This window comes from Pseudomonas asgharzadehiana, from assembly GCF_019139815.1.
GTDB lineage: Bacteria > Pseudomonadota > Gammaproteobacteria > Pseudomonadales > Pseudomonadaceae > Aquipseudomonas > Aquipseudomonas asgharzadehiana.
Genome location: NZ_CP077079.1, coordinates 1,429,406 through 1,451,479, shown reverse-complemented (window position 1 = coordinate 1,451,479; position 22,074 = coordinate 1,429,406). Strand labels below are relative to the sequence as shown.

Here is a 22,074-nt window from a genome sequence, read left to right as displayed (position 1 = left end):
TCGTTTGTCGGGCTTTTCTGTGGTGTCGTGCTGGAACAGCTAAACACCGTGCCATGAAAACAGGTCGGCATCCGGCATGAAAGGACTATTTACGCGGCATCGCTCATCCCGTGTAGGACTCCATCAATCCAACCTACTCCGGCCTTGATTACTTCTCTTGTCGAGCGCTCTGACATTTTGCCCGACTCCCCTATTCGCACCATCGTCCATTTGGCGCCAAAGTAGAGCCAGAGGAACAAACCCATCTGCTCATTACGGCGCGTCAGCTTTGCCATGGCAGAATCCACCGCGAGAGCCTGATCATCTGTGATCACGTAGCTGGACGGGCTCGCCATTTGGACATTGTCACGCATGAGCGCTAAGAGCGGCGACACGTACCGGGGCACCCCCATACCATCCATGCGCCACCAGCCCCACTGCTCCAACAGGTATTCCGTATCGCCAAGCGGCTTGTCGGTGTAGGTACGCTTCTTCATGCGGCTTTCCTCGGATCTGGATCACTCAGGCCAAACAGGTCACGCAGCAACCGGTCAGCGGGTTTGTTCTTTGCATTGCCCTCGATAAGCCAGCGTTGCCCGAAGTCATGGAAACCGATCTGGGCCCGGCTGCCGTGCCAACTGGCGACCATGTCCAGCAGGTAAGCCAGCGCGCTCGGCCCGCCAACTTTGACCTCGGCCAGCTCCTCACCAGCGATCTTAAGAAAGCGCCGCTCTAGGTCGCTCATGCTTTTGCGCGGCAATGCCGCAGTAACGTTACCCATGTTTTTTTCTCCCCTTGTACTGGTCGGCGAAGGGGCGGTTGATCTCCACCTCTTCCTGGGTGGGCTCACGGCCCGCGAAATTGACGAAGCGCGCGAACTTGCCCTGCTGCTGCACAACGCACGAACCGACCGGCGCGTGCCTGCACTTAGGCATGATCAGCTCGGTCACACCGTTCTGGCCCTGCTCGTCGTCCATGTCGCGGTGGACCAGAATGATGCAGTGGGCGTCAGCCTCGATCTGGCCAGAGTCACGCAGATCTGAAGCAATGGGCTTCTTGCCTGGGCGTTTGGTCGAATCCCGGTTGAGCTGGGCGAGCAGGATCACCGGCACCTCCAGCTCCTTTGCGATGTTGACGATGCCGGTCGAGATCTTCCCGAGTTCAGACGTGCGGTTGAACGCCTTCCCGTCGGAGCCAATCAATCCGATGTAGTCGATGACCACCACGTCGAGGCCATGCTTTCGCTTGACCTGTCGACAAATGCTGCGGATGCGCGCGACGGTGAGATCAGACTTGTCACAGACATACAGTGGCTTGCCGTTGATCTTGCTGACAGCGGAGGTCAGGCGAGGCCAGTCGTCGTCCTCAAGTCGCCCACTGTCCAGAACCTGCAGGTCGACGGAGCCCAGAGACGCCAAGGCCCTGTTCGCCAACTCCTCCTCTGGCATTTCCAGCGAGAACACCATGCCGACACCGAACCCTCCGCATGCGATGTGCTGGGCAATTTGCAGCCCAAGTGTGGTTTTACCGCTGCCCGGCAGGCCGGCGACGATAGTCACCGTCTTTTTGCGCAGGCCTCGGATCAGCTTGTCCAGATCCGTCAGGCCGGTAGAAAGACCAGTCGGCAAGTTGCCGTTGTATTTTGAGTCGATGATGTCGATGTTTCGCGTGACCACCTCGTCCATTCGCTTGTAATCAGGCTCGCCGGTGTCAAGGTCGCGAAGATCGGCCATGGCCTGCTGCGCGCTGGCAATGATTTCAGCCACCGGCCTGTTCTCATTGGCCGAATCACGCACAGCGTCGGCAGCTTCAACCAGGCGCCGAAGCACTGCCCTCTCTGCCACCGTTCGGGCGTATGCCTTCCAGTTGGCCGTGCTGGGGGTGTTCCTCGCCAGTTCGCCCGCGTAGGCAATGGTCGTGCCGCCACTTGGGAGGAAAGGTTTGAAGTCGTGAAGCGTGACGGGGTCAACGGGGGCCCCGGTAGCGTGCAGGTCCAGCATGACCTGGAACAGCGCCGCGTTCTCCGGATCGTGGAAGTCGGCGGTGGTCACGCTGGCAGTGATCGAGTCGAACAAGTCACCATCCAGCATCAGCGCGCCAAGCAGCGCGTGCTCGGCCTCGTCGCTGTAGAGCTCGCGGTAGTCGTTCATGCGCGCCCCCGTGCCGAGGCCCAGGTGAAGCCGGCCAGCAATGCGCCGTTCTCGCGTAGACGATCCAGGGCCCGAACGCCGATGTACTGCTCTAGGCTCGGCGTGGACTTCCCGTCAACGTCCTGCTTCGAGGTGGCCGGCAAGTTGGAGATCAGTACCGAAGGCCGGACCAGTTGATAGCGCTTGTCGATGACCTCATGCAGAACTGCCAGCTCGTACGCTGTGCCTGCCTGGGCGCCGACTTCATCGACTACCAACAAGTCAAAGCTTGCCAGCTCATCGATCACGTCGCCCTCGGTGTAGCCGGAGTCCCGTGCCATTGAGCGCTTGAAAACCCGGATGATCTCGGCGGCGGTGGTGATCACTGCGATCGCATTCAGGCCGATAACCTGCCGAACGATGCTGCAGGCCAGGTGGGTCTTGCCGGTACCGACATTCCCGGTCAGCAGCAGATTGCGGCCGGCCTGGTAGTGCTGGGCGAAGTCTCTGGCGTAGACCTGGCACTTCTCCAGGGCGTCGACCATCGCGGGCGTAGTTGCTCGGTAAGTTGCGAATGTGCATTTAGCGAATCGAGGCGTTATGCCAGAGCCTATAAACGCGCTGTTAACGCGTTCAGCAGCGAGGTGAGCCAGTGCCTGGGAATGCTCTGCGCTACCCTGCGGCGCCACCCGCAGGCCATGGTACTGGCACTGCTTGCATGGGCGGGTCAGTATCGATCCGTCGAACTGCTCAACCTCGGAACGATCCACCGCGCCGTGGATAGGGCATTCACCGGCGAACTCGCGCATCTCAGGCTGGCGGCGAAAGTTAGAACGCTGAGCCATTGGGCGCCTCCTGCTGATACATATCGTCGGTGTGCTGGGGTAGGTTGTTGTATGCCTGGCCATTGGCGGCAGCGGGCTTGAGTACGTCAGTCCAGCGCTCGCCGTTCAGCCAGGTCGACGCCATCGGCACGAACTGCCCGTCGTCCTTGGTCCAGTCGCGGGAAAGGCGGTGGTTGCCCAAGGCGGTCATCAGGGTCAAGCGAAGTTCAGCGTCTGGCTCGAGCTTGTCCCAGGCCTTGCGAGCGTCCTTCTTCGATTTCTTGTTGGGGTACAGCTTCCAGAAAACCTCGAAGGCTTCACCCAATTCCGCTTCCGGCGTGCACAAGATTTTAGGTTCATTGACTGGTTCAGAAGGGTGATTGGTTCTGGTGCTTTCTGTGCCTACACCCCCTGTAGGCACAGCGCCCACACCTGTGCTTTCTGTGCCTACAGGTGTGCTTTTTTGGCCTACACCTCCGAGGGTCAGGAAATACAGGTTCGAAGAGTTGCCCTTGGGGCCATCACGATTCTCCACCCGCAACAGCCCCTGCTCGGCTAACTTCCTGATATGCCTACGAACAGTGCTACGGTCGATCTCGCACTGGTCGGCGATATGCTGGTACGACGGCCAGCACTCGCCCTGATCACTGGCGTTATCGGCCAGCTTGACCAGTACCAGCTTGCGCAGCGGGTTGCCAACCTTGGTTTTCATGGCCTTGACCATCAGATCCATGCTCATATGTCTAGCTCCCGCGTTACCCGGCGCACGAAATCGTCATAGCTTTCATCCATAACGATGCCCCTTTCTTCCAAAGCTTCACGGCCAGCTTTGGCAAGGCCATAGATCTCCCAGCGTTCGCGCTCAGGCAGGTGGCGGCAGTTAAAATAATTCGGCCAGGGACCAGCGACCACTTCGGCAGTGGCAGGTTTAATTGCGGGGATTCCTGTAGTTAATTCGACAGGCTTGGTCATTGCAGAAACTCCCCAGGCTTGCGGCACAGACTTGCGCCCATGGCTTCCACCGAGCCACCAAACAGGCGCAGTACTAGCAGACGCAGGGCGGTAGATGCGTCAATGACGTTCGTCCTAGCCTCATCCAGGGCAAGTGCAGGCGGCGTGTGGTTTTCCACGATCAGCGATCGAACGCGATCGGTTGAGTTGAACGCAGCGCAAGCCAGCTGCTGATCGGTCAGACCGTCGAAAGCCTCGTCTGGCAGGCATTCGGCCGGGTACACGACGACGGGTATTTTGTTTTCGGGTCGCGACTCCCCACCCAGCAGATGCCGGGTGATTGCCTCTTGGTGGTCTTGGGCAACTTGCGCAGCATCGTGTCCAGTGCGGCGCCGGAATAAAACCTTGAGCGCGTAGTAGGCACGGTACAGATCGATGTGAGTGTCATCCTCCTGTTCAATGGAGTATTCAGGCTCGGCGATTACGTCCAGTGCGTCCTTCACCACCTCGAAGCATTTCAACAACAGCGCGGCGTCGTTGTTTTTCTCGAAGTGGGCCTCGTCGATATGCTCAACAGGCATCACCTTCGGTGGGAAAACTATTACTTTGCTCATGCTTGTTCTCCATCGGCGCCAAACAGGTCAGCCAAGTCAATTTGGTAAACGGCTGCCCAGGCAGAGGCGGGCCAGGAGCGAACCCAGCCATAACGCGGATCGTGGACTTTCGGGACTTGCACGCCGTTCTCAGCGCACCAATTCTTCAGCGGACGGAAACCCTGCTTGCCTAACTTGCGCTTGGCTACCTTCTCCACCGCGGCGACGGTGGCCTGCCGCAGGCCGCGCCCAAGTTCTTCCTTGAGCTGGTTGGCCTGCCGAACAGCTGCCGACGCTGTGGCCATCGCCGTAGCTTCACGGCGCGAACCGATCTCAGCCTTAGTTTCGATGGCCTGGTCGCGCTGCTCGATCGCAAGCTGTTCGGAGCGCTTAGATTCAAGCAAGTGCTCCAGGGCTGAGATGTAGTCGCCGGGCAACGCTGGCGCCTGCACCTGCTGCTCCAGATGTTGCCAACGATCTACCAGCGCGCCAGTGAACTCAGGGCTGAGTTGGGCGACCACGACGAGGCTGTCGCGCTTACCCTTAGCGCCTGAAAACACGTAAACGCTTACCGGTTTTGTAGCGGTCGGGATTTCCTCAATTTGAGGTAATCCAATAACGCGGCCTGCCGCAAGCGACTCGATGGTCCGCTTCACGTTGTCGTGACGCTTGCCCACCAGGTCGGCGATCTCTTGCGAGGACATGGTGACAGCTTCGCCGCCTTCGAATTTGGCGATGATCATGGCCGGACCTCCGCAGAGTTTATGATTTCGCAGAAGTCGTCATGCGCCTGGGCGCTGATCAACAGAACGGCCCGCATGACAGCGTCGACATCCAGATGGTCGAGCTGAGCCTCTGGCTCGCTACCACGCAAAGCTTCGTTGTTGATCAGTATCTTGCTCAACTGGTTGATAGTGAGCAGCGCGTTTTCCAGGCGATCCGGCAGCAGGGTTTCACGACTCATGTCCGGTCACCCCGCTTTCCCCCGCCACGTTTTCGGATTGCGCAGAACGTGGCGCGTAACCTTCATATGAGCCGAACTGGCCGAGGCGAGCCATGAACTCATGACCAGGACGATCCGCCGAACGAACCGACTTAATCATGTCGGTCACGCGGTGTTCCATGCGGAGGAAGCTTTCAACTTCTTCCTCTTGACCAGCAATCCACAGAAGCCGAACAGGATATGGAGCGTGTTCCGGCTCAAGCATCCCCTTCAACTCCAGAGCAAGGTGCTTGTCCTGCACACCTGGATAGGTTCGCTTAAGCCCGGCATCCTCGTAGAGGACTTGAACCTCGTAATAGGTGAATCCTCGAAGAGGCTCAGGCCGCGGCCTTGATGGCCGGTGTTGCGCTTTGGGGCGCACGGTGGTATTTTTTTGGTGTGACATATCGTTCTCCAGAACGAAGAAGTACCTAAGCGCTTGCGTCAACAAGTGCCGATTGAGAACCCGCTGCCAGGCGGGTTTTCTGCTTTCTGGGATTCAGAAAGTCAGAATTCTAAGCAGGCGCACTATCAGGGCGGGTCTGTTGATTGCTGCTCTGGTGCGGCTGCGCGTTTCATTCTTAAATCCTTGTACTGGGGTTACATACAGTAGGCGTAGAATACTCTAGGTATCCATCCATAGCGCTGAGAGACCGGCACATCTTGAGGAACACATTTCGTCAACGGCCCGGAAACTTGCTGACTTCGGTTGCCGAAATCCTGCCGTCTTCCGTTCGCTCGACAAAAATGGTCCTTCCCATCGCGATTGCTTTCGACAGAGCGGGCCCTGTACAGCCGAGCGCCTGAGCCGCTTTTGCCCTACCTACTCGCTCAATAAATTCAGCAAGCGGAATACAGACCGAGATACCGCTCACCGGGTAACCTGATGGGTACTGGATACATTCACAGGTCCTTCAGGCGCTTTTTTTGGCGCTGTAGATGGCCTAGCATTTACGAACTCACTTAGCTGAGGCTCCCTGCGCTGCCCGGGGAACGGCTTTTCCTCCACAGCACTAATTGATCCATCGGGACAATCTGTGACGTAAATGACCCGTCCATCACGAATGGCCTTGCTCAGCGCGCCCTGAGTCATTCCCAAGCGTTTTGCCGTCAAGGCATGGCGTTTAGCGGCATATTCCGCGAGTGGTGTGCGCTGCACTTTCATGCCTCCATAGATTGACCCTACTGAATAGTGCCAGCGGGATTTTTGCATGTCAATCCTAGCGGGATTTGATTTTAAATCCCGCCAGCAATATGGTCGTTGATTATGAAAATACAGAAAAAAAAGCCACTGACTGAAAAGCAGCTGGCGGAATGCGCAGCGCTGAAAGAAATATTCAACGCTAAAAAAGAAGCCCTAGGCCTTACTCAGGAAAAAGCGGCTCAACACTTAGGGATGAACCAGGGTTCGTTTAGTCACTACCTGAATGGTCGAAACGCTATCAATCTCGAATTTGCGCTCTCTGTTTCCCAGTTACTGGGAGTGCCAGTAACAGACTTTGCTCCTCGTTATGCGACAGCTCTTTCGGACTTTGGGCCTCGCAGCCTTGATAGCTTCATGCGCTTTCGTATCGAGGGCAAAGGGGCTGAAGGGCATATAAATGAATGGTTTGGGCATATACACGCTTCAGCAGCAGCCTATCCACTAGTGCCTTGGTATAGCCTTCGAATGAGGAACCCTGCCAGCGACCGATTTGAAGACGAGAGCGACCCAGATTTTATTGCAAGCACTGAGCCGGCTGGAGCCGACGGTTATTGGATCCCAATGCAAGGCCCTTCGATGTCGAGCGCTGCCGCTCCCAGCTTCCCTCCAGGCTCATACCTACTCATAAAACCAAATGATTTTGAGATTAAAGCTGGGAAGTTTTACCTAGCGCGTCACTCTGGCGGCGACTTTGCGATCAGGCAATACATGAGGGAGGCAAGCTCTGATTATCTGGTCGCCCTCAACCCGACCTTTCCCACATTGGGGCTTAATCCAGACTGGACTTTGGTGGGCCGGGTAGTCGATGTGCGCATGCCGGGATTATAAATAATCCCGCAAGCATTGACATGTAAAAATCCCGCAGGCACTATTCCACCCATATTCAACTGAATGGGTCGGAAGGTCATGGAATTTATCGTATCGGGATCATGGAAGGGTCAGCTAGGAATGGGGTTGGCCGCACGAGAGATTTCGTGTCTTCTTGCTGTTGCTGCCGGACATACAGATAAAGAAATTGCTGCGCGCGACGGACTTTCTCCAAGATCCGTCAAGGGCCGGATTGAATCCGCCATGTTCAAATTGGGCGTTTTCAGGCGCCCAGCACTTGTCGCCGAAGCTATGTTGCGTGGTCTTATCACCGCTACAGCCCCGTCCTCACCTGACCCCCGACAGCACGATCAAAAATCCGAAGATGGTGTATTCATCGCCTGATCCAGCGGCGTGCGCCTTCTGTCGGGCGTAGTCCAGTGGATCAGCGGATGCCGATCACCTAACCCAACCTGATTTTCGCGAAAGCCGACAACGCGGCCGGGACTCGTTCGGCCTGGAGAAAGTGAAGCCAATGAATCGACACCAGTTGAATCGTGCAGTGCTGCAAGCGGTAACCCTACTTTTGATCGCCGGTCATACCACCGCCGGCGAGCAGTTGATCGACGTCCAGCACGACAGCGCCCGCGGCGTCACCTGCTGGATATTGAACAACACCGGTATCAGCTGCCTGCCGGACAGTTCACTCCTAAAGGTGCCCACCAGCACCACCACGGACGAAAGCCAGGCGGCACGGGCTTTTCTGGCAACCTCCATGTGCCAAAACGAGCAATTGACCACCACCCCGCTCCCACAGGAAAAGGGGTTCCAATTATGAGCCGCTGCAAGACTACCAAGGGCCAGCGCCTGATCGAACTGTTCAACGCCCTGCAGCGCCGAGAAACCACGTTCGGGCAGATCTACGCGATGTCGGCATCCTGCGGCATCGACGCGCGCCGAGTGCTGGCTGAACACTTTCAGCAAAACGCGAGCACTGCATGAACCCGGACGCCACCACGCGATAGAGGTAGGAATGTTTCTGACAGCAGAGGAAGTTGCCGACCTGACCGGCTACAAGAAGCCAGGGGCACAGATAAAGTGGCTGACCGCAGAACGATACGGGTTCGCGATAGGTGGCGATGGGCACCCGAAGGTGTTGCGCCAAGTTGTCATCGGGCGACTGGGTGGTATTCAATCAAGGAAAGGGCCAGAGCTTCGGCTGGGCTGAGGTGAAGATCGATGCGTCCGCGCAAGAAGGACCGGCACCTGCCGGCGTGCATGTACCAGAAGCATGGCGCTTACTACCTAGTCCGCAAAGGCAAATGGAAGCGCCTGGGCACTGACTTCCAGGCATCCCTGGCCGAATACGCCAAGCTGCTGGATAAGGGAAGCCAGGGCGGAATGCCGAAGCTGATCGACGATGCGCTCGAATACATGCGCACCAGGACAAAGCCCGCGCTGAAGCCGAACACACTGAAGCAGTACGAAGCAGCCTGCGAGCGGCTGAAGGAAAACTTCGCCGACTTTGAGCCGCGCGAGGTTCTCCAGCGACACGTCGTAGCGCTCAAAATGCACATGGCGGACACGCCAAACATGTCAAACCGGGTGATCTCGGTGCTTCGGGCGGTGTTCACCTACGCCTTGGAGCAGCAGATCGTTGACTCAAATCCGTGCACCGGCATTCGGCGCCATCTTGAACACAGGCGCGACCGCTACATTACCCACGGTGAATTCCAGGCGATTTGCGAAAACTCCAGCGACAACATGCGGGTCATTTACGAGATGTGCTATCTGACCGGCCAGCGGATCGGCGACGTGCTGGCCATCCGGCTGGTCGACATCAGCCCCGAAGGAATCGCGTTCAAGCAGGAGAAGACGAATGCGAGGCTGCTGGTGCAGATGACACCCGACCTAGAAGACCTGATCGCCAGGGCCAGAGCGCTCCCTCGGAAGATCCGCGGGCTCACCCTTTTCTGCTCGCCGCGCGGCGGAAAGCCAGTGCACTACAGCTCGGTGAAGGACGCCTTCGCGATCAGTTGCAAGAAGGCTGGGGTCGAGGACGCGAGCCTGCACGACCTGCGCGCCAAGTCGCTTTCCGATACCGACGACCAGGGCAACGACGCACAGAAGCTCGGTGGCCACACCGATGCCAGGATGACACAGCGATATCTACGCCTGCGAAAAACTAATGTAGGACTACCACCAATGATGCCAAAAAACACTTGAGGTGTTTATGCGCGGAGCCGCGCCATCTCGTAAATCACTTCCAAACCTGCTGGATGCACTACGTTATAGGAGAGCTTCTTACCCTCGTAATAGTGAGCAGCCCCAAGAGCCTGCTCGGGACGGAATCGAGGATATTCTCCGATATTTTCAATCTGAGCAAGGAATTCCTCAAGATTAAGACCGACTCGGCCGATTATATTCCTTTGCCATTCTGCGTCCTTCTCGTTAATCGGCCATGTCGAACGATCAACTAAGTCCATCCCATACTTTCGCATAGTCTCCAAAACAAAGGTAGCACAAGTAAAGCCATCACTCGGCTTAACTAAAACAAGCTTACCATCGCCATCGAAATAATCTCGATCCTGGTACTCTGTAGAATAAGAAATTCTACCTTGAGTGTCATGATGCAGTAAAAAAAGAAACGCCACGATTGGTACTTCTACGGCAGGCTCGAGGTAGGGAATCAACAAGTAATTATAGCTTAAGCTAACTTGACCCTTTCTGAAATCATTATGCGTGGCGAGATGAAACAGGTAAGTTTCACCCATCATATTGCGCACAACAAAACCAGTATGACGCTGCTCTTCAACGCCAAGATCCCCACAGATAACGAGAGCCAAGCTTACATCTTCAGGCAATTCAACGTCAAACTTATGCAACTCCAAACCCATGGTAAGCCCCAGCATCCTTTGAAATTAAAATCAGTCATCCAGACCCGCCAGAAGCCTACTAATGCGCGGATTGTCTTTTAATTGCAGCTTGACTTGTTTATAAAACACCTCCCAAGCCGGAAGAGATTGTTTAGCTGAAAATGAAGCTCGCAACATTGCAACCATGGACCACTCAGTAAGCCTCTTTACCGATGTTGTAAGCATCAGTGAGTTAATGGCTTCTAGGTTCATAGCGGCGTAATTTCTTTCAATAAAAAAGACCGCAAATACTGAAGCAATGCGCCCGTGCTGGTTCCCTTCCCAGTGATACAGGAGTTCCTGGGCTTTTTTGTGGTTCCCAAGAGTGAGATCAACAGAGCTGAGCAACGCCGAATACTTTGTTGTTAAGGACATATGATATGTGGCGCTTGAATATTTAGTGCATAACTCTTCGCGCACATTAGTAATATTTGGAGACCTCCCACCTTCACTTAAGCAGTGCTTTTCAGCCAAACTACGATTCTCAATATAAACCGCGCCGCCCAAATCGGGAGTTGCTTGCTCTTCTATCCAACCAAGAGAAAACGTCTCATACACTGAATTATTCACAACTAAATACTCTTAGTTAAGATAACTTCAACATCCCCAATCATTTCCTCAACAATATCTATAGCTGACCGAACGCCAAATAAATTCATCCATTGAGGAGATGTATTTATATCAAGATCACACCTCAGCACAGTATCCGCCTCTACAACCGGCACTCCTGACGCCGCCATATTTACAACCTGCCGCGTAGCTGTATTAAGCCTTACAAGCCTATTAATCGACAAGCCAGGGAGCCTTAACGAAGGAGTTGGAGAGTTGACTTGAATAGCGATATCAATCAAATTTTTACTTGTAAAATCAACAAAAGGAAAAAAACTTTCTATAACAGAGTTGGAAAATTTTTCACTAGCTACAGGAACAATCATCGCAACGCCCAGCGCTATTCTCTGAGGCGTGAAACCTTCGTTATTCATCCATCGACTAATAGCCATTAACCATTCCGCAAGAAGCACTTTAAGCTCTAAGTGCGAGGGTGAATGGGGAAGTCCTGCAAATGGAAATGATACAGCCCAGTCAACCCTATTGAATAAAATCTTTAACTCACATTGCCCATCTAAAAAGCTGCCAGTTTCAGTATATTCACCAAGATGTGGTTTATTTACCTTGGCTTCGGCCTCTCGCCCCGCAAAACTTTCCCACCATTTCTGATGTTGTGCGTTAACAGGCACAGCAAAGAAAAGTGAAAATCTCAGTGCCTCAACCTGCCAAGACTCAAGCTTAGGCAAACCCATTATCAGCTCCCTCTCAACCAATTTCATCCGTGCCATCAGTGATGGCACATTTACACCATCAGTTTATGCGCTGCAAGACTTAAAAGAAATGGGCTACAAAATTCCTTCATACTGATGAGCGTTTATCATTCGTAGCCTTTTTCATAGCGCGTCGATACACGGTAGTATTAGACGATCTTGAGTCATCTATTAGACAAATCTTCGTAAGGTATTGAATGTCTGACCTTTCCTCACACACCCCGATGATGCAGCAGTACTGGCGCCTGAAAAACCAGCACCCTGATCAGTTGATGTTCTATCGCATGGGCGATTTCTACGAGATCTTCTACGAAGATGCGAAGAAGGCCGCCAAGCTGCTGGACATCACCCTGACCGCGCGCGGGCAGTCGGCGGGGCAGGCGATTCCGATGTGTGGGATTCCTTACCACTCACTGGAAGGTTACCTGGCCAAGTTGGTGAAACTGGGTGAGTCGGTGGTGATCTGTGAGCAGATCGGTGACCCCGCCACCAGCAAGGGGCCGGTGGAGCGTCAGGTGGTGCGCATCATTACGCCGGGTACGGTGAGTGACGAAGCGCTGCTGGATGAGCGTCGCGATAACCTGATCGCCGCGGTACTGGGCGATGAACGCTTGTTCGGACTGGCGGTGCTGGATATCACCAGTGGCAATTTCACGGTGCTGGAGATCAAGGGCTGGGAGAACCTGCTGGCGGAGTTGGAGCGGATCAATCCGGTGGAGTTGATGATCCCGGATGATTGGCCAAAAGACCTGCCGGCGGAAAAACGTCGTGGGACCAAGCGGCGCGCGCCGTGGGATTTTGAGCGCGATTCGGCGTTAAAGAGCCTGTGCCAGCAATTTTCCGTGCAGGACCTCAAGGGTTTCGGTTGCGAAACCCTGACCCTCGCCATCGGCGCCGCCGGTTGCCTGCTCAGCTATGCCAAGGAAACCCAGCGCACCGCCCTGCCGCACTTGCGTAGCCTGCGCCACGAACGCCTGGATGACACCGTCGTGCTGGATGGCGCCAGCCGTCGCAATCTGGAGCTGGACACCAACCTGTCCGGCGGACGCGACAATACCCTGCAATCGGTGGTCGATCGCTGCCAAACGGCCATGGGCAGCCGCTTGCTGACCCGTTGGCTGAACCGTCCGCTGCGGGACTTGAAGGTGCTGCAAGCGCGTCAGTCCTCTATCACGTGCCTGCTGGACGGCTATCGCTTTGAAAAGCTGCAACCCCAACTGAAAGAAATCGGCGATATCGAGCGCATCCTGGCGCGTATCGGCCTGCGTAACGCGCGCCCCCGTGACCTGGCGCGCCTGCGCGACGCACTCGGCGCGCTGCCGCAACTGCAAGCAGCGATGACCGACCTGGACGCACCGCACCTGCAACAGTTGGCCGTCACCAGCAGCACTTACCCAGAACTCGCGGCGCTGCTGGACAAAGCGATCATCGACAACCCGCCGGCGATCATCCGCGACGGCGGAGTGCTCAAGACCGGTTACGACAGTGAGTTGGACGAGCTGCAAGCCCTGAGCGAAAACGCCGGGCAATTCCTGATCGACCTGGAAGCCCGCGAAAAAGCCCGTACCGGCCTGGCCAACCTGAAGGTCGGCTACAACCGCGTGCATGGCTACTTTATTGAGCTGCCGAGCAAACAGGCCGAGCAGGCGCCGATTGATTATCAGCGCCGCCAGACCCTCAAGGGAGCCGAGCGTTTTATCACCCCGGAGCTGAAAGAGTTCGAAGACAAGGCGCTGTCGGCCAAGAGCCGTGCGCTCGCCCGCGAAAAGATGCTCTACGAGGCGCTGCTGGAGGACTTGATCGGCCAACTGGCGCCGCTGCAAGACACTGCGGCAGCCCTGTCGGAACTGGACGTACTGAGCAACTTCGCGGAACGTGCGCTGAACCTGGACCTGAACTGCCCGCGCTTTGTCGGCGAACCGTGCATGCGCATCGTGCAAGGACGCCACCCCGTGGTGGAGCAGGTGTTGACCACGCCGTTCGTCGCCAACGACCTGTCGCTGGACGACGACACCCGCATGCTGGTGATCACTGGCCCGAACATGGGCGGTAAATCCACCTACATGCGCCAGACCGCGTTGATCGTGTTGCTGGCGCACATCGGCAGCTTTGTGCCGGCGGCCAGTTGCGAGCTGTCCCTGGTCGACCGTATTTTCACGCGGATCGGCTCCAGCGATGACTTGGCCGGTGGTCGTTCGACTTTCATGGTCGAAATGAGTGAAACCGCAAACATCCTGCACAATGCCACCGAACGCAGCCTGGTGCTGATGGACGAGGTGGGTCGCGGCACTAGTACCTTTGACGGCCTGTCCCTGGCATGGGCGGCGGCCGAGCGCTTGGCCCATCTGCGCGCCTATACGCTGTTCGCCACCCACTATTTCGAACTGACCGTGTTGCCTGAAAGCGAGCCGCTGGTGGCCAACGTGCACCTCAATGCCACCGAGCACAACGAGCGCATTGTATTCCTGCACCATGTGCTGCCAGGGCCGGCCAGCCAGAGTTACGGCCTGGCCGTGGCGCAACTGGCGGGTGTGCCGAACGACGTTATCCTGCGCGCCCGCGAGCACCTCAGCCGCCTGGAAACCACGGCCATGCCGCACGAAACCGTGGTCGCCAGCCCTGCCAAGAGCAACCGCAAGCCCTCGGCGCCACACCAGAGCGACCTGTTCGCCAGCCTGCCCCATCCGGTGCTGGATGAGTTGGCAAAGCTTGATCTGGATGACTTGACTCCGCGTAAAGCGCTCGAAATGTTATATGCACTGAAGACTCGGATATAACGCAGACGCTTGCAAGCTGGTAGACTCTCGCGCGGTTTGGGATGCTGCAGGCTTTTAGCCTGGCCTGCAGACTATCGCTCCCGAACCTCGCGAGCCCTGCCATAAAGGGTTTCGCTGCCGCCGCCTGAGGAGAAAATTAGAAATGACCTTCGTCGTCACCGACAACTGCATCAAGTGCAAGTACACCGACTGCGTAGAAGTGTGTCCGGTGGACTGCTTCTACGAAGGCCCGAACTTCTTGGTTATCCACCCGGACGAGTGCATTGACTGCGCCCTGTGTGAGCCAGAATGCCCGGCCGTTGCGATTTTCTCCGAGGACGAAGTGCCTGCGGGTATGGAACAGTTCATCCAGTTGAACGTCGAGCTGGCAGAAGTGTGGCCGAACATCACCGAGCGCAAAGATCCGATGCCGGATGCCGCTGAGTGGGATGGCAAACCCAACAAGATTGAGCAACTAGAGCGCTAAAACGCCGCTGCCCAACAAAAAAAGGCCCTCAAGGGCCTTTTTTGCATTCTGGTGCCTGCGTTCACTTTCCTACAGGCGAAAAAAGGGGCGGTATGACCCGCCCACATTTTTTCCCTAGTCCCTGTATTCCTTTTCATCATCCTGATGAATCGCATCCCGCGATATTCCTTGAACCATCGTTCCGTGATGGCCGTGCCAATCCGTGGACACAGGGCTGATGTTAGAGAGTTCCAAGGGAAGTTCAACGAGATGCTACCAGCGCACTGATGGGCTTACCCGCTTAGACACCAGAAAATAATTCTTATATTTCAATAAGATAGAAAACACGTTCGCAATTTCGAGACGGACACGGCGAATAAAAACCCCAAACGCTTACGAAAAAGTAAGCCATTGCTTACACGAACAATTGCGTAAAGGGGTAATCAGCGCACATTGCCCCTCTGCCAGGCGTAAAAAAGCCCCGACACTGTCGAGGCCTTTTACCTTAAACAATCTCAGTCGTCGCTGACGGTAATCGTCGGCATCGCCGGGGCAGCGGCTTCCTGCAACACGATCCGCGCGCCCACATGACGAGCCAGTTCCTGATAAATCAGGGCGATCTGGCTATCCGGCTCTGCCATCACCGTTGGCTTACCGCCGTCAGCCTGTTCGCGAATCTGCATCGACAACGGTAGCGAGGCCAACAGTTCCACCCCGTACTGGGTCGCCAGCTTTTCGCCACCACCTTCACCGAACAGATGCTCGGCGTGACCGCAGTTGGAGCAGATGTGCACGGCCATGTTCTCCACCACACCCAACACCGGAATGTTGACCTTGCGGAACATCTCAACGCCCTTTTTCGCGTCCAATAGCGCCAGGTCTTGAGGGGTGGTCACGATCACGGAGCCGGCCACCGGGACTTTCTGCGCCAGGGTCAGTTGGATATCACCAGTGCCTGGCGGCATGTCGATCACCAGGTAATCCAAGTCGCCCCAGGCGGTCTGGGTGACCAATTGCAGCAACGCCCCGGACACCATCGGCCCACGCCACACCATCGGCGTGTTGTCGTCGGTGAGGAAGGCCATGGACATCACTTCCACGCCCAGGGACTCGATCGGCACGAACCACTTCTGGTCCTTGACCTTGGGCCGCGTGCCTTCGGCAATGCCAAACATCACGCCCTGGCTGGGCCCGTAAATGTCCGCGTCGAGGATGCCCACGCGCGCACCCTCACGGGCCAGGGCCAGCGCCAGGTTGGCCGCTGTAGTGGATTTACCCACGCCGCCCTTGCCGGACGCCACCGCGACAACGTTTTTAACGTTGGCCAGGCCCGGGATCTGCGCCTGGGCCTTGTGCGGCGCGATCACGCATTGAATGTCAACCTTGGCCGAGCGCACGCCGTCGAGGTTTTCGATGGCCATTTGCAGCATCTGCGCCCAGCCGCTCTTGAACAAGCCGGCGGCGTAGCCCAGTTCCATTTGCACTGACACCTGATCGCCCTGGACCTCGATGCCACGCACACAGCCGGCACTGACCGGGTCCTGGTTCAAATAGGGGTCGGTGTACTGGCGAAGAACGGCTTCCACCGCTGCGCGATTCACGGCGCTCATGAGCTACTCCCGAAAAAGACTGACTGAAACAGGCGGCTATCCTAACCGTTCCGGCGAATTAACGGCATGCTTTCGAAGGTTCGGAAGATTCGGAAACAGCGCCACGGGGTGAAATATATCCGCCGGCGCTTTATAGTGGCCGACCTCCGTTTCATCAAGTAGCCGAGCCCCATGTCCGAGCCACGCAAGATCCTCGTCACCAGCGCCCTGCCCTATGCCAATGGTTCCATCCATCTTGGCCATATGCTTGAGTACATCCAGACCGATATGTGGGTGCGTTTCCAGAAACATCGCGGCAACCAATGCATCTATGTCTGCGCGGACGACGCCCACGGTTCGGCCATCATGTTGCGCGCCGAAAAGGAAGGCATCACCCCGGAACAACTGATCGCCAACGTGCAGGCTGAACACAGCGCCGACTTTGCCGAGTTCCTGGTGGACTTCGACAACTTCCATTCGACCCACTGCGAAGAAAACCGCGAGCTGTCGAGCCAGATCTACCTGCGATTGAAGGAAGCGGGGCACATCGACCAGCGTTCGGTGACCCAGTATTTCGACCCGGAAAAGAAAATGTTCCTGGCCGACCGCTTCATCAAGGGCACCTGCCCGAAATGCGGCACCGAAGACCAGTACGGCGACAACTGCGAAAAATGCGGCGCCACCTACGCACCGACCGACCTGAAGGATCCGAAGTCGGCGATTTCCGGCGCCACGCCGGTGCTCAAGGACTCCCAGCACTTCTTCTTCAAGCTCCCGGATTTCCAGCAAATGCTGCAAACCTGGACCCGCAGCGGCACCTTGCAGGACGCCGTGGCCAACAAACTCTCCGAATGGCTCGACAGTGGTCTGCAGCAGTGGGACATCTCCCGCGATGCGCCGTATTTCGGCTTCGAGATCCCGGGTGAGCCGGGCAAGTACTTCTATGTGTGGCTGGACGCGCCGATCGGTTACATGGCCAGTTTCAAAAACCTGTGCGAGCGTACGCCGCAGCTGGACTTCGATGCGTTCTGGGGCAAAGACTCCACCGCCGAGCTGTACCACTTCATCGGCAAGGACATCGTCAATTTCCACGCGCTGTTCTGGCCGGCGATGCTCGAAGGCTCGGGCTACCGCAAGCCGACCGGCATCAACGTGCATGGCTACCTGACGGTCAACGGTCAGAAAATGTCCAAGTCGCGCGGCACCTTTATCAAGGCGCGCACCTACCTGGACCACCTGTCGCCTGAATACCTGCGCTACTACTACGCCTCCAAGCTGGGCCGTGGCGTCGATGACCTGGACCTGAACCTGGAAGACTTCATACAGAAGGTCAACTCGGACCTCGTGGGCAAAGTCGTCAACATCGCCAGCCGATGCGCTGGTTTTATCCACAAGGGTAACGCCGGTGTACTGGTCGCCGAAAACGCTGCGCCGGAACTGACCTACGCGTTCCTGGCCGCCGCGCCAAGCATCGCCGACGCCTATGAAGCACGCGACTTCGCCCGCGCCATGCGCGAAATCATGGGCCTGGCTGACCGCGCCAACGCCTGGATCGCCGACAAGGCACCGTGGTCGTTGAACAAGCAGGAAGGCAAGCAGGCTGAAGTCCAGGCGATCTGCGCCACCGGCGTCAACCTATTCCGCCAACTGGTGATCTTCCTCAAGCCGGTGTTGCCGTTGCTGGCCGCCGACGCCGAAGCGTTCCTGAATGTGGCGCCGTTGACCTGGAACGACCACGCCACCTTGCTCAGCAATCACACGTTGAACGAGTTCAAGCCGCTGATGACCCGTATCGACCCGGTAAAAGTCCAGGCCATGACCGACGCCTCGAAAGAAGACCTGGTTGCCAGCCAGACCGATACCGGCTCGACGGCACCGGCAGGTAATGGTGAATTGGCCAAGGACCCGATTTCTCCAGAAATCGAGTTCGACGCCTTCGCCGCCGTGGACCTGCGCGTCGCGCTGATCGTCAAGGCCGAAGCGGTGGAAGGTGCCGACAAGCTGCTGCGTCTGACATTGGATATCGGTGACGAGCAACGCAACGTATTTTCCGGAATCAAAAGCGCTTATCCGGACCCGTCCAAACTCGATGGTCGCCTGACCATGATGATCGCCAACCTCAAGCCTCGGAAAATGAAGTTCGGTATTTCCGAAGGCATGGTGATGGCGGCCGGCCCCGGCGGTGAAGAGATCTACCTGCTGAGCCCTGACAGCGGCGCCAAGCCGGGCCAGCGCATCAAGTAAGCCCTGCCCGACAGCCCTGTCGTCTCGGCGACAGGGCTTTTCAGCTAGTGCCCCTCTCTTGGTTGCCGGATAATCAGGTTCTGTTTGTTTAACCGGCATGCCCAGGGGATTGTCATCACTCGGGTGACGCTCCTGGGTTTCAACGCAATGACCAACGCATGAACCTCATTCAACGTATCGACGCGCTCCTGCCACAGACCCAATGCGGCAAATGCGGGCATCCGGGCTGCAGGCCTTACGCCGAGGGTATTGCCCAGGGTGAGGCGATCAACAAGTGCCCGCCGGGCGGCCAGGAAACCATTATCGGGTTGTCGCAGTTGCTGAGCGTGCCGGTACTGAAGCTGGATACAACCCGGGGCGAGGCGCCTGCACAGGTGGCGTATATCCGTGAAGCTGAATGCATCGGCTGCACCAAGTGCATCCAGGCGTGCCCGGTGGACGCAATCGTCGGCGCGGCCAAGTTGATGCACACAGTGATCATCGACGAGTGCACGGGCTGCGACCTGTGCGTAGCGCCCTGCCCGGTAGACTGCATCGAAATGCGCCCACCAACGACAGCCCTGGCGATTGTGGGCGGCCTGGCGAAGAGCGACGAGGAGCGCCGCCAACGCGATTTCAAGCGCAACCGCGCACGGCAGCGCTTCGAACAACGTAACGCGCGCCTACACCAGGAAGAAGAACACAAATTGGCCGAGCGCCTTGCCAGGCTCAAGCGATCGCCGGCGATAGAGCCCGTTCAACTTGACGAAGCACAGGCTGCCCGGGACGCGGCGGTAAAGAAAGCCAAGATCAGTGTCGCGATGAGCCGCGCCCAGTTGCACAAGTCCTTGAAGGCGTTTGGGCATCCACCGACCTTTGAGCAACAATCGCAATTGATTGCGCTACAGCAACAGTTCGAAACGTCGGAGCAGGCACTGGCCGCCCTAGAGGCGAGCCATACAATCACGCCGACGCCGCCCTCCAGTAATGCCGATCTAAAACGCGCCAAGATTCAGCTGGCTATGCGCCGCGCCGAGCTGAAAAAAGCCCAGGATCAGCATGCCGACCCGCAACAGTTGGCCCAAGCGCAACACCGATTGGATGAAGCACAGCGCCAGGTAGATACCCATGGTGCTTGACCCACTACTCGATACAACGCTGATCGAGCGTAAGGACCCCTGCGCCCCATGAATGCCGCAAAACGTCTGGAAATTTTCCGCCGGTTTCACGAAGACAATCCGGAACCCAAGACCGAACTCGCCTACTCGTCACCGTTCGAGTTGCTGATTGCGGTAATTCTGTCGGCGCAGTCCACGGATGTTGGCGTCAACAAGGCCACCGCAAAGCTGTATCCCGTCGCCAATACGCCAGAGGCGATCTATGCCTTGGGTGTGGAGGGTTTGTCGCAATACATCAAGACCATCGGCCTGTACAACAGCAAGGCCAAGAATGTCATCGAGACCTGCCGCCTATTGATAGAACAGCATGGCAGTGAAGTACCGCAAACGCGCGAAGCGCTGGAAGCGTTGCCGGGTGTGGGGCGAAAGACCGCCAATGTGGTACTCAATACCGCGTTTCGGCAACTGACCATGGCCGTGGACACGCACATTTTCCGGGTGAGCAACCGTACCGGTATCGCTCGCGGCAAGAACGTGGTGGAAGTAGAAAAGCAGCTCATGAAGTTCGTGCCCAAACCCTATCTGCTGGACTCCCACCATTGGCTGATTCTTCATGGGCGCTACGTTTGCCAAGCCCGCAAGCCACGTTGCGGGAGTTGCCGCATCGAAGACCTGTGCGAATACAAGGACAAGACGTCCGACGATTGAGCGATCATTAACTTTTTCGATGAGTCGATTGAAAAAATCTTTTTTACCGCTTCATCAATTCTCGTTATAAGGAGCGCCAACGGCAGTCTTAGCCTGGAGTTAACCTTATGAGCACTGGCAAGGAACAACTGGAAGTAGAAGACGACCTCGTTGAGTCGGATGACGATGTGGCAGAAGCCCCTGTAGAGGTGGCAAAAACCAATCTAAGCAAACGCCGCACCATCGACAATCTTCTGGAAGAGCGACGCTTGCAAAAACAATTGGCCGATTACGACTTCGACCTCTGAACAAGCGACCAACGACCGGAAGCCTCCCTGACGGAGGCTTTTTTCTGCCGGTTGCCCTGGTTATTCGGGGAGTTGCGTCACCCCTATACCAGTCCGTTACGCTGCGCCAACTCGATCAAGTCAACCAGCGACCGAGCATTGAGCTTGAGCAACAGGCGAGTCTTGTAGGTGCTGACGGTCTTGTTGCTGAGGAACATACCGTCGGCGATCTCCTTGTTGGTCTTGCCCCGTGCCAATTGTTGCAACACCATCATCTCTCTGCCCGAAAGGCGCTCGACCATATCGGCTTCGCTGGCGTTGCCCATGGTGGAGCGCACGGAATTGAGCGCCTGGTTTGGAAAGTAGCTGTAGCCTGATAGAACAGCCTTGATCGCACTCAGCAACTCGGTCAGGTCCTGTTGTTTGCACACGTAGCCGGCAGCGCCTGCCTGCATGCACCGCATGGAAAAATGGCCAGGAGCCTGAGAGGTCAGCACCAGCACCTTGAACGGCACAGATTGTTTGGTTGAAGACAGCCGGCAAATAACCTCCAGGCCATCGAGTTTGGGAATCCCAATATCCAATATAACAATGTCCGGCATATGCTCCCGTGCAAGTTGCAACGCGTCGACACCGTTGTCGGTCTCGGCAACGACCTCATAACCATGACGTTCCATTAGCATACGCACAGCAAGACGAATGACGGGATGATCATCCACGATCAGCACTTTATTCATGAGAAAGTCCAATTTCGCTGTTCGAATTATTTAGAGCAAACACAATAGCCTAGTCGTTTCCTAGTTGGCATAGCGTTCCCCCCCGAGCAACAGCAAGCAGAGACGTAACCCACAGAGATAAAAGAAATGCCCTACAAAAAAACGCCGACTCAGATGTGTCTTGCTTTACAGAGCCTTTCAGACCTTTCCGGGGGCTTACATATTTTGAGGGAAATGACCCGACGATTAAGGGGCGGCGGTAAACGCGCCGCGCATGGCGTTCAGGCAAACCCTGCTGCACGGGGCATTCAGGAGCGGGACCGCGTGAAAACAAATAGTGTGTTTCAGTTCCCTTTAACATATTTATTAGATCCTTGTTTCCTACAGAACTTTCAGCGGCAAATAGACTCACCACAGTTTCATAAGTGAACTTTCTGTAAGACCAGTTCCTACACAGGTGTAAAAATTCATTCCCCTTTAAAACAACCCGCTTTAGGGCCGATACAAAATCGGTCCCACACGAACTTGA

Annotated in this window: 29 protein-coding genes; 12 read left to right on the top strand and 17 right to left on the bottom strand. The window is 56.4% G+C overall.

Annotated features, from left to right (window positions below; genetic code table 11):
- Positions 1-89: 89 nt before the first annotated feature.
- The 12 genes from KSS96_RS06585 to KSS96_RS28155 all read right to left on the bottom strand — a co-directional run bounded on the left by KSS96_RS06585 (position 90) and on the right by KSS96_RS28155 (position 6,623).
- Entirely contained in the window at positions 90-476 is a 387-nt protein-coding gene (locus tag KSS96_RS06585) for an antiterminator Q family protein (protein ID WP_217855874.1), read from the bottom strand.
- Positions 473-760 carry a hypothetical protein gene (locus KSS96_RS06580; protein WP_217855872.1) on the bottom strand — a complete coding sequence of 96 codons (288 nt, stop codon included), beginning with the start codon at positions 758-760 and terminating at the stop codon, positions 473-475. Before KSS96_RS06580 ends, KSS96_RS06585 begins: the two co-directional genes overlap by 4 nt.
- Positions 753-2,129 (bottom strand): replicative DNA helicase, encoded by a 1,377-nt coding sequence (locus tag KSS96_RS06575; protein WP_217855871.1) that lies wholly within the window; start codon positions 2,127-2,129, stop codon positions 753-755. Before KSS96_RS06575 ends, KSS96_RS06580 begins: the two co-directional genes overlap by 8 nt.
- Positions 2,126-2,953 carry an ATP-binding protein gene (locus KSS96_RS06570; protein ID WP_217855869.1) on the bottom strand — a complete coding sequence of 276 codons (828 nt, stop codon included), beginning with the start codon at positions 2,951-2,953 and terminating at the stop codon, positions 2,126-2,128. Before KSS96_RS06570 ends, KSS96_RS06575 begins: the two co-directional genes overlap by 4 nt.
- On the bottom strand, positions 2,937-3,671 hold the full coding sequence (locus KSS96_RS06565) for a helix-turn-helix domain-containing protein (protein ID WP_217855867.1): 735 nt from the start codon (positions 3,669-3,671) through the stop codon (positions 2,937-2,939). Before KSS96_RS06565 ends, KSS96_RS06570 begins: the two co-directional genes overlap by 17 nt.
- Entirely contained in the window at positions 3,668-3,904 is a 237-nt protein-coding gene (locus KSS96_RS06560) for a hypothetical protein (RefSeq protein ID WP_217855866.1), read from the bottom strand. Before KSS96_RS06560 ends, KSS96_RS06565 begins: the two co-directional genes overlap by 4 nt.
- Positions 3,901-4,497: a hypothetical protein gene (locus KSS96_RS06555; RefSeq protein ID WP_217855864.1), complete on the bottom strand. Its 597-nt coding sequence runs from the start codon at positions 4,495-4,497 to the stop codon at positions 3,901-3,903. The genes KSS96_RS06560 and KSS96_RS06555 overlap by 4 nt, the downstream gene beginning before the upstream one ends.
- Complete coding sequence (locus KSS96_RS06550; protein WP_225913313.1) at positions 4,494-5,219, bottom strand: Rha family transcriptional regulator; 726 nt, start codon at positions 5,217-5,219, stop codon at positions 4,494-4,496. Before KSS96_RS06550 ends, KSS96_RS06555 begins: the two co-directional genes overlap by 4 nt.
- Complete coding sequence (locus KSS96_RS06545) at positions 5,216-5,440, bottom strand: hypothetical protein (RefSeq protein WP_217855862.1); 225 nt, start codon at positions 5,438-5,440, stop codon at positions 5,216-5,218. Before KSS96_RS06545 ends, KSS96_RS06550 begins: the two co-directional genes overlap by 4 nt.
- Positions 5,430-5,864, bottom strand: a complete 435-nt coding sequence (locus KSS96_RS06540; protein WP_217855861.1) for a hypothetical protein — start codon at positions 5,862-5,864, stop codon at positions 5,430-5,432. Before KSS96_RS06540 ends, KSS96_RS06545 begins: the two co-directional genes overlap by 11 nt.
- A gap of 274 nt (positions 5,865-6,138) precedes the next feature.
- Positions 6,139-6,333 (bottom strand): Cro/CI family transcriptional regulator, encoded by a 195-nt coding sequence (locus KSS96_RS06535; protein ID WP_225913312.1) that lies wholly within the window; start codon positions 6,331-6,333, stop codon positions 6,139-6,141.
- Positions 6,330-6,623, bottom strand: a complete 294-nt coding sequence (locus tag KSS96_RS28155) for a Cro/CI family transcriptional regulator (protein WP_217856445.1) — start codon at positions 6,621-6,623, stop codon at positions 6,330-6,332. The genes KSS96_RS06535 and KSS96_RS28155 overlap by 4 nt, the downstream gene beginning before the upstream one ends.
- Positions 6,624-6,725: 102 nt before the next feature.
- Here KSS96_RS28155 and KSS96_RS06525 point away from each other — a divergent pair, with 102 nt between their 5' ends.
- The 6 genes from KSS96_RS06525 (at position 6,726) to KSS96_RS06500 (ending at position 9,695) form a co-directional block, all read left to right on the top strand.
- Positions 6,726-7,490 (top strand): XRE family transcriptional regulator, encoded by a 765-nt coding sequence (locus KSS96_RS06525; RefSeq protein ID WP_217855859.1) that lies wholly within the window; start codon positions 6,726-6,728, stop codon positions 7,488-7,490.
- A gap of 78 nt (positions 7,491-7,568) precedes the next feature.
- Positions 7,569-7,874, top strand: a complete 306-nt coding sequence (locus KSS96_RS06520; RefSeq protein ID WP_217855857.1) for a response regulator transcription factor — start codon at positions 7,569-7,571, stop codon at positions 7,872-7,874.
- Between the two features lie 130 nt (positions 7,875-8,004).
- Positions 8,005-8,307: a hypothetical protein gene (locus KSS96_RS06515; protein ID WP_217855855.1), complete on the top strand. Its 303-nt coding sequence runs from the start codon at positions 8,005-8,007 to the stop codon at positions 8,305-8,307.
- Positions 8,304-8,471 carry a hypothetical protein gene (locus KSS96_RS06510; protein ID WP_217855853.1) on the top strand — a complete coding sequence of 56 codons (168 nt, stop codon included), beginning with the start codon at positions 8,304-8,306 and terminating at the stop codon, positions 8,469-8,471. The genes KSS96_RS06515 and KSS96_RS06510 overlap by 4 nt, the downstream gene beginning before the upstream one ends.
- Positions 8,472-8,502: 31 nt before the next feature.
- Positions 8,503-8,697 (top strand): DUF4224 domain-containing protein, encoded by a 195-nt coding sequence (locus tag KSS96_RS06505; protein WP_179606526.1) that lies wholly within the window; start codon positions 8,503-8,505, stop codon positions 8,695-8,697.
- A gap of 11 nt (positions 8,698-8,708) precedes the next feature.
- On the top strand, positions 8,709-9,695 hold the full coding sequence (locus KSS96_RS06500) for a tyrosine-type recombinase/integrase (protein ID WP_217855851.1): 987 nt from the start codon (positions 8,709-8,711) through the stop codon (positions 9,693-9,695).
- Between the two features lie 5 nt (positions 9,696-9,700).
- Here the strand turns inward: KSS96_RS06500 and KSS96_RS06495 are convergent, their stop codons facing one another.
- From KSS96_RS06495 to KSS96_RS06485, 3 genes are read right to left on the bottom strand one after another with little or no spacing between them, the layout of a single operon-like run.
- Positions 9,701-10,366: a hypothetical protein gene (locus KSS96_RS06495; RefSeq protein WP_217855849.1), complete on the bottom strand. Its 666-nt coding sequence runs from the start codon at positions 10,364-10,366 to the stop codon at positions 9,701-9,703.
- Positions 10,367-10,396: 30 nt separating this feature from the next.
- On the bottom strand, positions 10,397-10,954 hold the full coding sequence (locus tag KSS96_RS06490) for a hypothetical protein (protein WP_217855848.1): 558 nt from the start codon (positions 10,952-10,954) through the stop codon (positions 10,397-10,399).
- A 2-nt stretch (positions 10,955-10,956) separates the two neighbouring features.
- Positions 10,957-11,685: a hypothetical protein gene (locus tag KSS96_RS06485; RefSeq protein ID WP_217855846.1), complete on the bottom strand. Its 729-nt coding sequence runs from the start codon at positions 11,683-11,685 to the stop codon at positions 10,957-10,959.
- 215 nt (positions 11,686-11,900) lie between these two features.
- Here KSS96_RS06485 and mutS point away from each other — a divergent pair, with 215 nt between their 5' ends.
- The gene (gene mutS / locus KSS96_RS06480; protein ID WP_217855829.1) at positions 11,901-14,480 is read left to right on the top strand and encodes a DNA mismatch repair protein MutS; all 2,580 of its coding nucleotides are present in this window, start codon (positions 11,901-11,903) and stop codon (positions 14,478-14,480) included.
- Between the two features lie 142 nt (positions 14,481-14,622).
- Positions 14,623-14,946: a ferredoxin FdxA gene (gene fdxA / locus KSS96_RS06475; RefSeq protein ID WP_003172109.1), complete on the top strand. Its 324-nt coding sequence runs from the start codon at positions 14,623-14,625 to the stop codon at positions 14,944-14,946.
- Positions 14,947-15,440: 494 nt separating this feature from the next.
- Here fdxA and apbC read toward each other — a convergent pair whose 3' ends face one another.
- On the bottom strand, positions 15,441-16,535 hold the full coding sequence (apbC, locus tag KSS96_RS06470) for an iron-sulfur cluster carrier protein ApbC (protein WP_065877195.1): 1,095 nt from the start codon (positions 16,533-16,535) through the stop codon (positions 15,441-15,443).
- A gap of 171 nt (positions 16,536-16,706) precedes the next feature.
- On the opposite strand from apbC, the gene metG reads away from it, so the two are divergent.
- The 4 genes from metG (at position 16,707) to KSS96_RS06450 (ending at position 20,850) form a co-directional block, all read left to right on the top strand.
- Positions 16,707-18,758, top strand: a complete 2,052-nt coding sequence (metG, locus tag KSS96_RS06465; protein ID WP_217855827.1) for a methionine--tRNA ligase — start codon at positions 16,707-16,709, stop codon at positions 18,756-18,758.
- 158 nt (positions 18,759-18,916) lie between these two features.
- Complete coding sequence (gene rsxB, locus KSS96_RS06460) at positions 18,917-19,876, top strand: electron transport complex subunit RsxB (protein WP_217855825.1); 960 nt, start codon at positions 18,917-18,919, stop codon at positions 19,874-19,876.
- Between the two features lie 48 nt (positions 19,877-19,924).
- On the top strand, positions 19,925-20,563 hold the full coding sequence (nth, locus tag KSS96_RS06455) for an endonuclease III (RefSeq protein WP_217855824.1): 639 nt from the start codon (positions 19,925-19,927) through the stop codon (positions 20,561-20,563).
- Between the two features lie 107 nt (positions 20,564-20,670).
- Positions 20,671-20,850 carry a PA3496 family putative envelope integrity protein gene (locus KSS96_RS06450; protein WP_017526359.1) on the top strand — a complete coding sequence of 60 codons (180 nt, stop codon included), beginning with the start codon at positions 20,671-20,673 and terminating at the stop codon, positions 20,848-20,850.
- An 83-nt stretch (positions 20,851-20,933) separates the two neighbouring features.
- On the opposite strand, the gene KSS96_RS06445 is transcribed toward KSS96_RS06450, so the two are convergent.
- Entirely contained in the window at positions 20,934-21,566 is a 633-nt protein-coding gene (locus KSS96_RS06445; RefSeq protein WP_017526358.1) for a response regulator transcription factor, read from the bottom strand.
- Positions 21,567-22,074: the final 508 nt, after the last annotated feature.

What these genes read in the sequence shown, in the direction of transcription:
- KSS96_RS06585 (WP_217855874.1), bottom strand. Translation starts at nt 476, where the DNA reads ATGAAGAAGCGTACCTACACCGACAAGCCGCTTGGCGATACGGAATAC.
- KSS96_RS06580 (WP_217855872.1), bottom strand. Translation starts at nt 760, where the DNA reads ATGGGTAACGTTACTGCGGCATTGCCGCGCAAAAGCATGAGCGACCTA.
- KSS96_RS06575 (WP_217855871.1), bottom strand. Translation starts at nt 2,129, where the DNA reads ATGAACGACTACCGCGAGCTCTACAGCGACGAGGCCGAGCACGCGCTG.
- KSS96_RS06570 (WP_217855869.1), bottom strand. Translation starts at nt 2,953, where the DNA reads ATGGCTCAGCGTTCTAACTTTCGCCGCCAGCCTGAGATGCGCGAGTTC.
- KSS96_RS06565 (WP_217855867.1), bottom strand. Translation starts at nt 3,671, where the DNA reads ATGAGCATGGATCTGATGGTCAAGGCCATGAAAACCAAGGTTGGCAAC.
- KSS96_RS06560 (WP_217855866.1), bottom strand. Translation starts at nt 3,904, where the DNA reads ATGACCAAGCCTGTCGAATTAACTACAGGAATCCCCGCAATTAAACCT.
- KSS96_RS06555 (WP_217855864.1), bottom strand. Translation starts at nt 4,497, where the DNA reads ATGAGCAAAGTAATAGTTTTCCCACCGAAGGTGATGCCTGTTGAGCAT.
- KSS96_RS06550 (WP_225913313.1), bottom strand. Translation starts at nt 5,219, where the DNA reads ATGATCATCGCCAAATTCGAAGGCGGCGAAGCTGTCACCATGTCCTCG.
- KSS96_RS06545 (WP_217855862.1), bottom strand. Translation starts at nt 5,440, where the DNA reads ATGAGTCGTGAAACCCTGCTGCCGGATCGCCTGGAAAACGCGCTGCTC.
- KSS96_RS06540 (WP_217855861.1), bottom strand. Translation starts at nt 5,864, where the DNA reads ATGTCACACCAAAAAAATACCACCGTGCGCCCCAAAGCGCAACACCGG.
- KSS96_RS28155 (WP_217856445.1), bottom strand. Translation starts at nt 6,623, where the DNA reads ATGAAAGTGCAGCGCACACCACTCGCGGAATATGCCGCTAAACGCCAT.
- KSS96_RS06525 (WP_217855859.1), top strand. Translation starts at nt 6,726, where the DNA reads ATGAAAATACAGAAAAAAAAGCCACTGACTGAAAAGCAGCTGGCGGAA.
- KSS96_RS06520 (WP_217855857.1), top strand. Translation starts at nt 7,569, where the DNA reads ATGGAATTTATCGTATCGGGATCATGGAAGGGTCAGCTAGGAATGGGG.
- KSS96_RS06515 (WP_217855855.1), top strand. Translation starts at nt 8,005, where the DNA reads ATGAATCGACACCAGTTGAATCGTGCAGTGCTGCAAGCGGTAACCCTA.
- KSS96_RS06510 (WP_217855853.1), top strand. Translation starts at nt 8,304, where the DNA reads ATGAGCCGCTGCAAGACTACCAAGGGCCAGCGCCTGATCGAACTGTTC.
- KSS96_RS06505 (WP_179606526.1), top strand. Translation starts at nt 8,503, where the DNA reads ATGTTTCTGACAGCAGAGGAAGTTGCCGACCTGACCGGCTACAAGAAG.
- KSS96_RS06500 (WP_217855851.1), top strand. Translation starts at nt 8,709, where the DNA reads ATGCGTCCGCGCAAGAAGGACCGGCACCTGCCGGCGTGCATGTACCAG.
- KSS96_RS06495 (WP_217855849.1), bottom strand. Translation starts at nt 10,366, where the DNA reads ATGGGTTTGGAGTTGCATAAGTTTGACGTTGAATTGCCTGAAGATGTA.
- KSS96_RS06485 (WP_217855846.1), bottom strand. Translation starts at nt 11,685, where the DNA reads ATGGGTTTGCCTAAGCTTGAGTCTTGGCAGGTTGAGGCACTGAGATTT.
- mutS (WP_217855829.1), top strand. Translation starts at nt 11,901, where the DNA reads ATGTCTGACCTTTCCTCACACACCCCGATGATGCAGCAGTACTGGCGC.
- fdxA (WP_003172109.1), top strand. Translation starts at nt 14,623, where the DNA reads ATGACCTTCGTCGTCACCGACAACTGCATCAAGTGCAAGTACACCGAC.
- apbC (WP_065877195.1), bottom strand. Translation starts at nt 16,535, where the DNA reads ATGAGCGCCGTGAATCGCGCAGCGGTGGAAGCCGTTCTTCGCCAGTAC.
- metG (WP_217855827.1), top strand. Translation starts at nt 16,707, where the DNA reads ATGTCCGAGCCACGCAAGATCCTCGTCACCAGCGCCCTGCCCTATGCC.
- rsxB (WP_217855825.1), top strand. Translation starts at nt 18,917, where the DNA reads ATGAACCTCATTCAACGTATCGACGCGCTCCTGCCACAGACCCAATGC.
- nth (WP_217855824.1), top strand. Translation starts at nt 19,925, where the DNA reads ATGAATGCCGCAAAACGTCTGGAAATTTTCCGCCGGTTTCACGAAGAC.
- KSS96_RS06450 (WP_017526359.1), top strand. Translation starts at nt 20,671, where the DNA reads ATGAGCACTGGCAAGGAACAACTGGAAGTAGAAGACGACCTCGTTGAG.
- KSS96_RS06445 (WP_017526358.1), bottom strand. Translation starts at nt 21,566, where the DNA reads ATGAATAAAGTGCTGATCGTGGATGATCATCCCGTCATTCGTCTTGCT.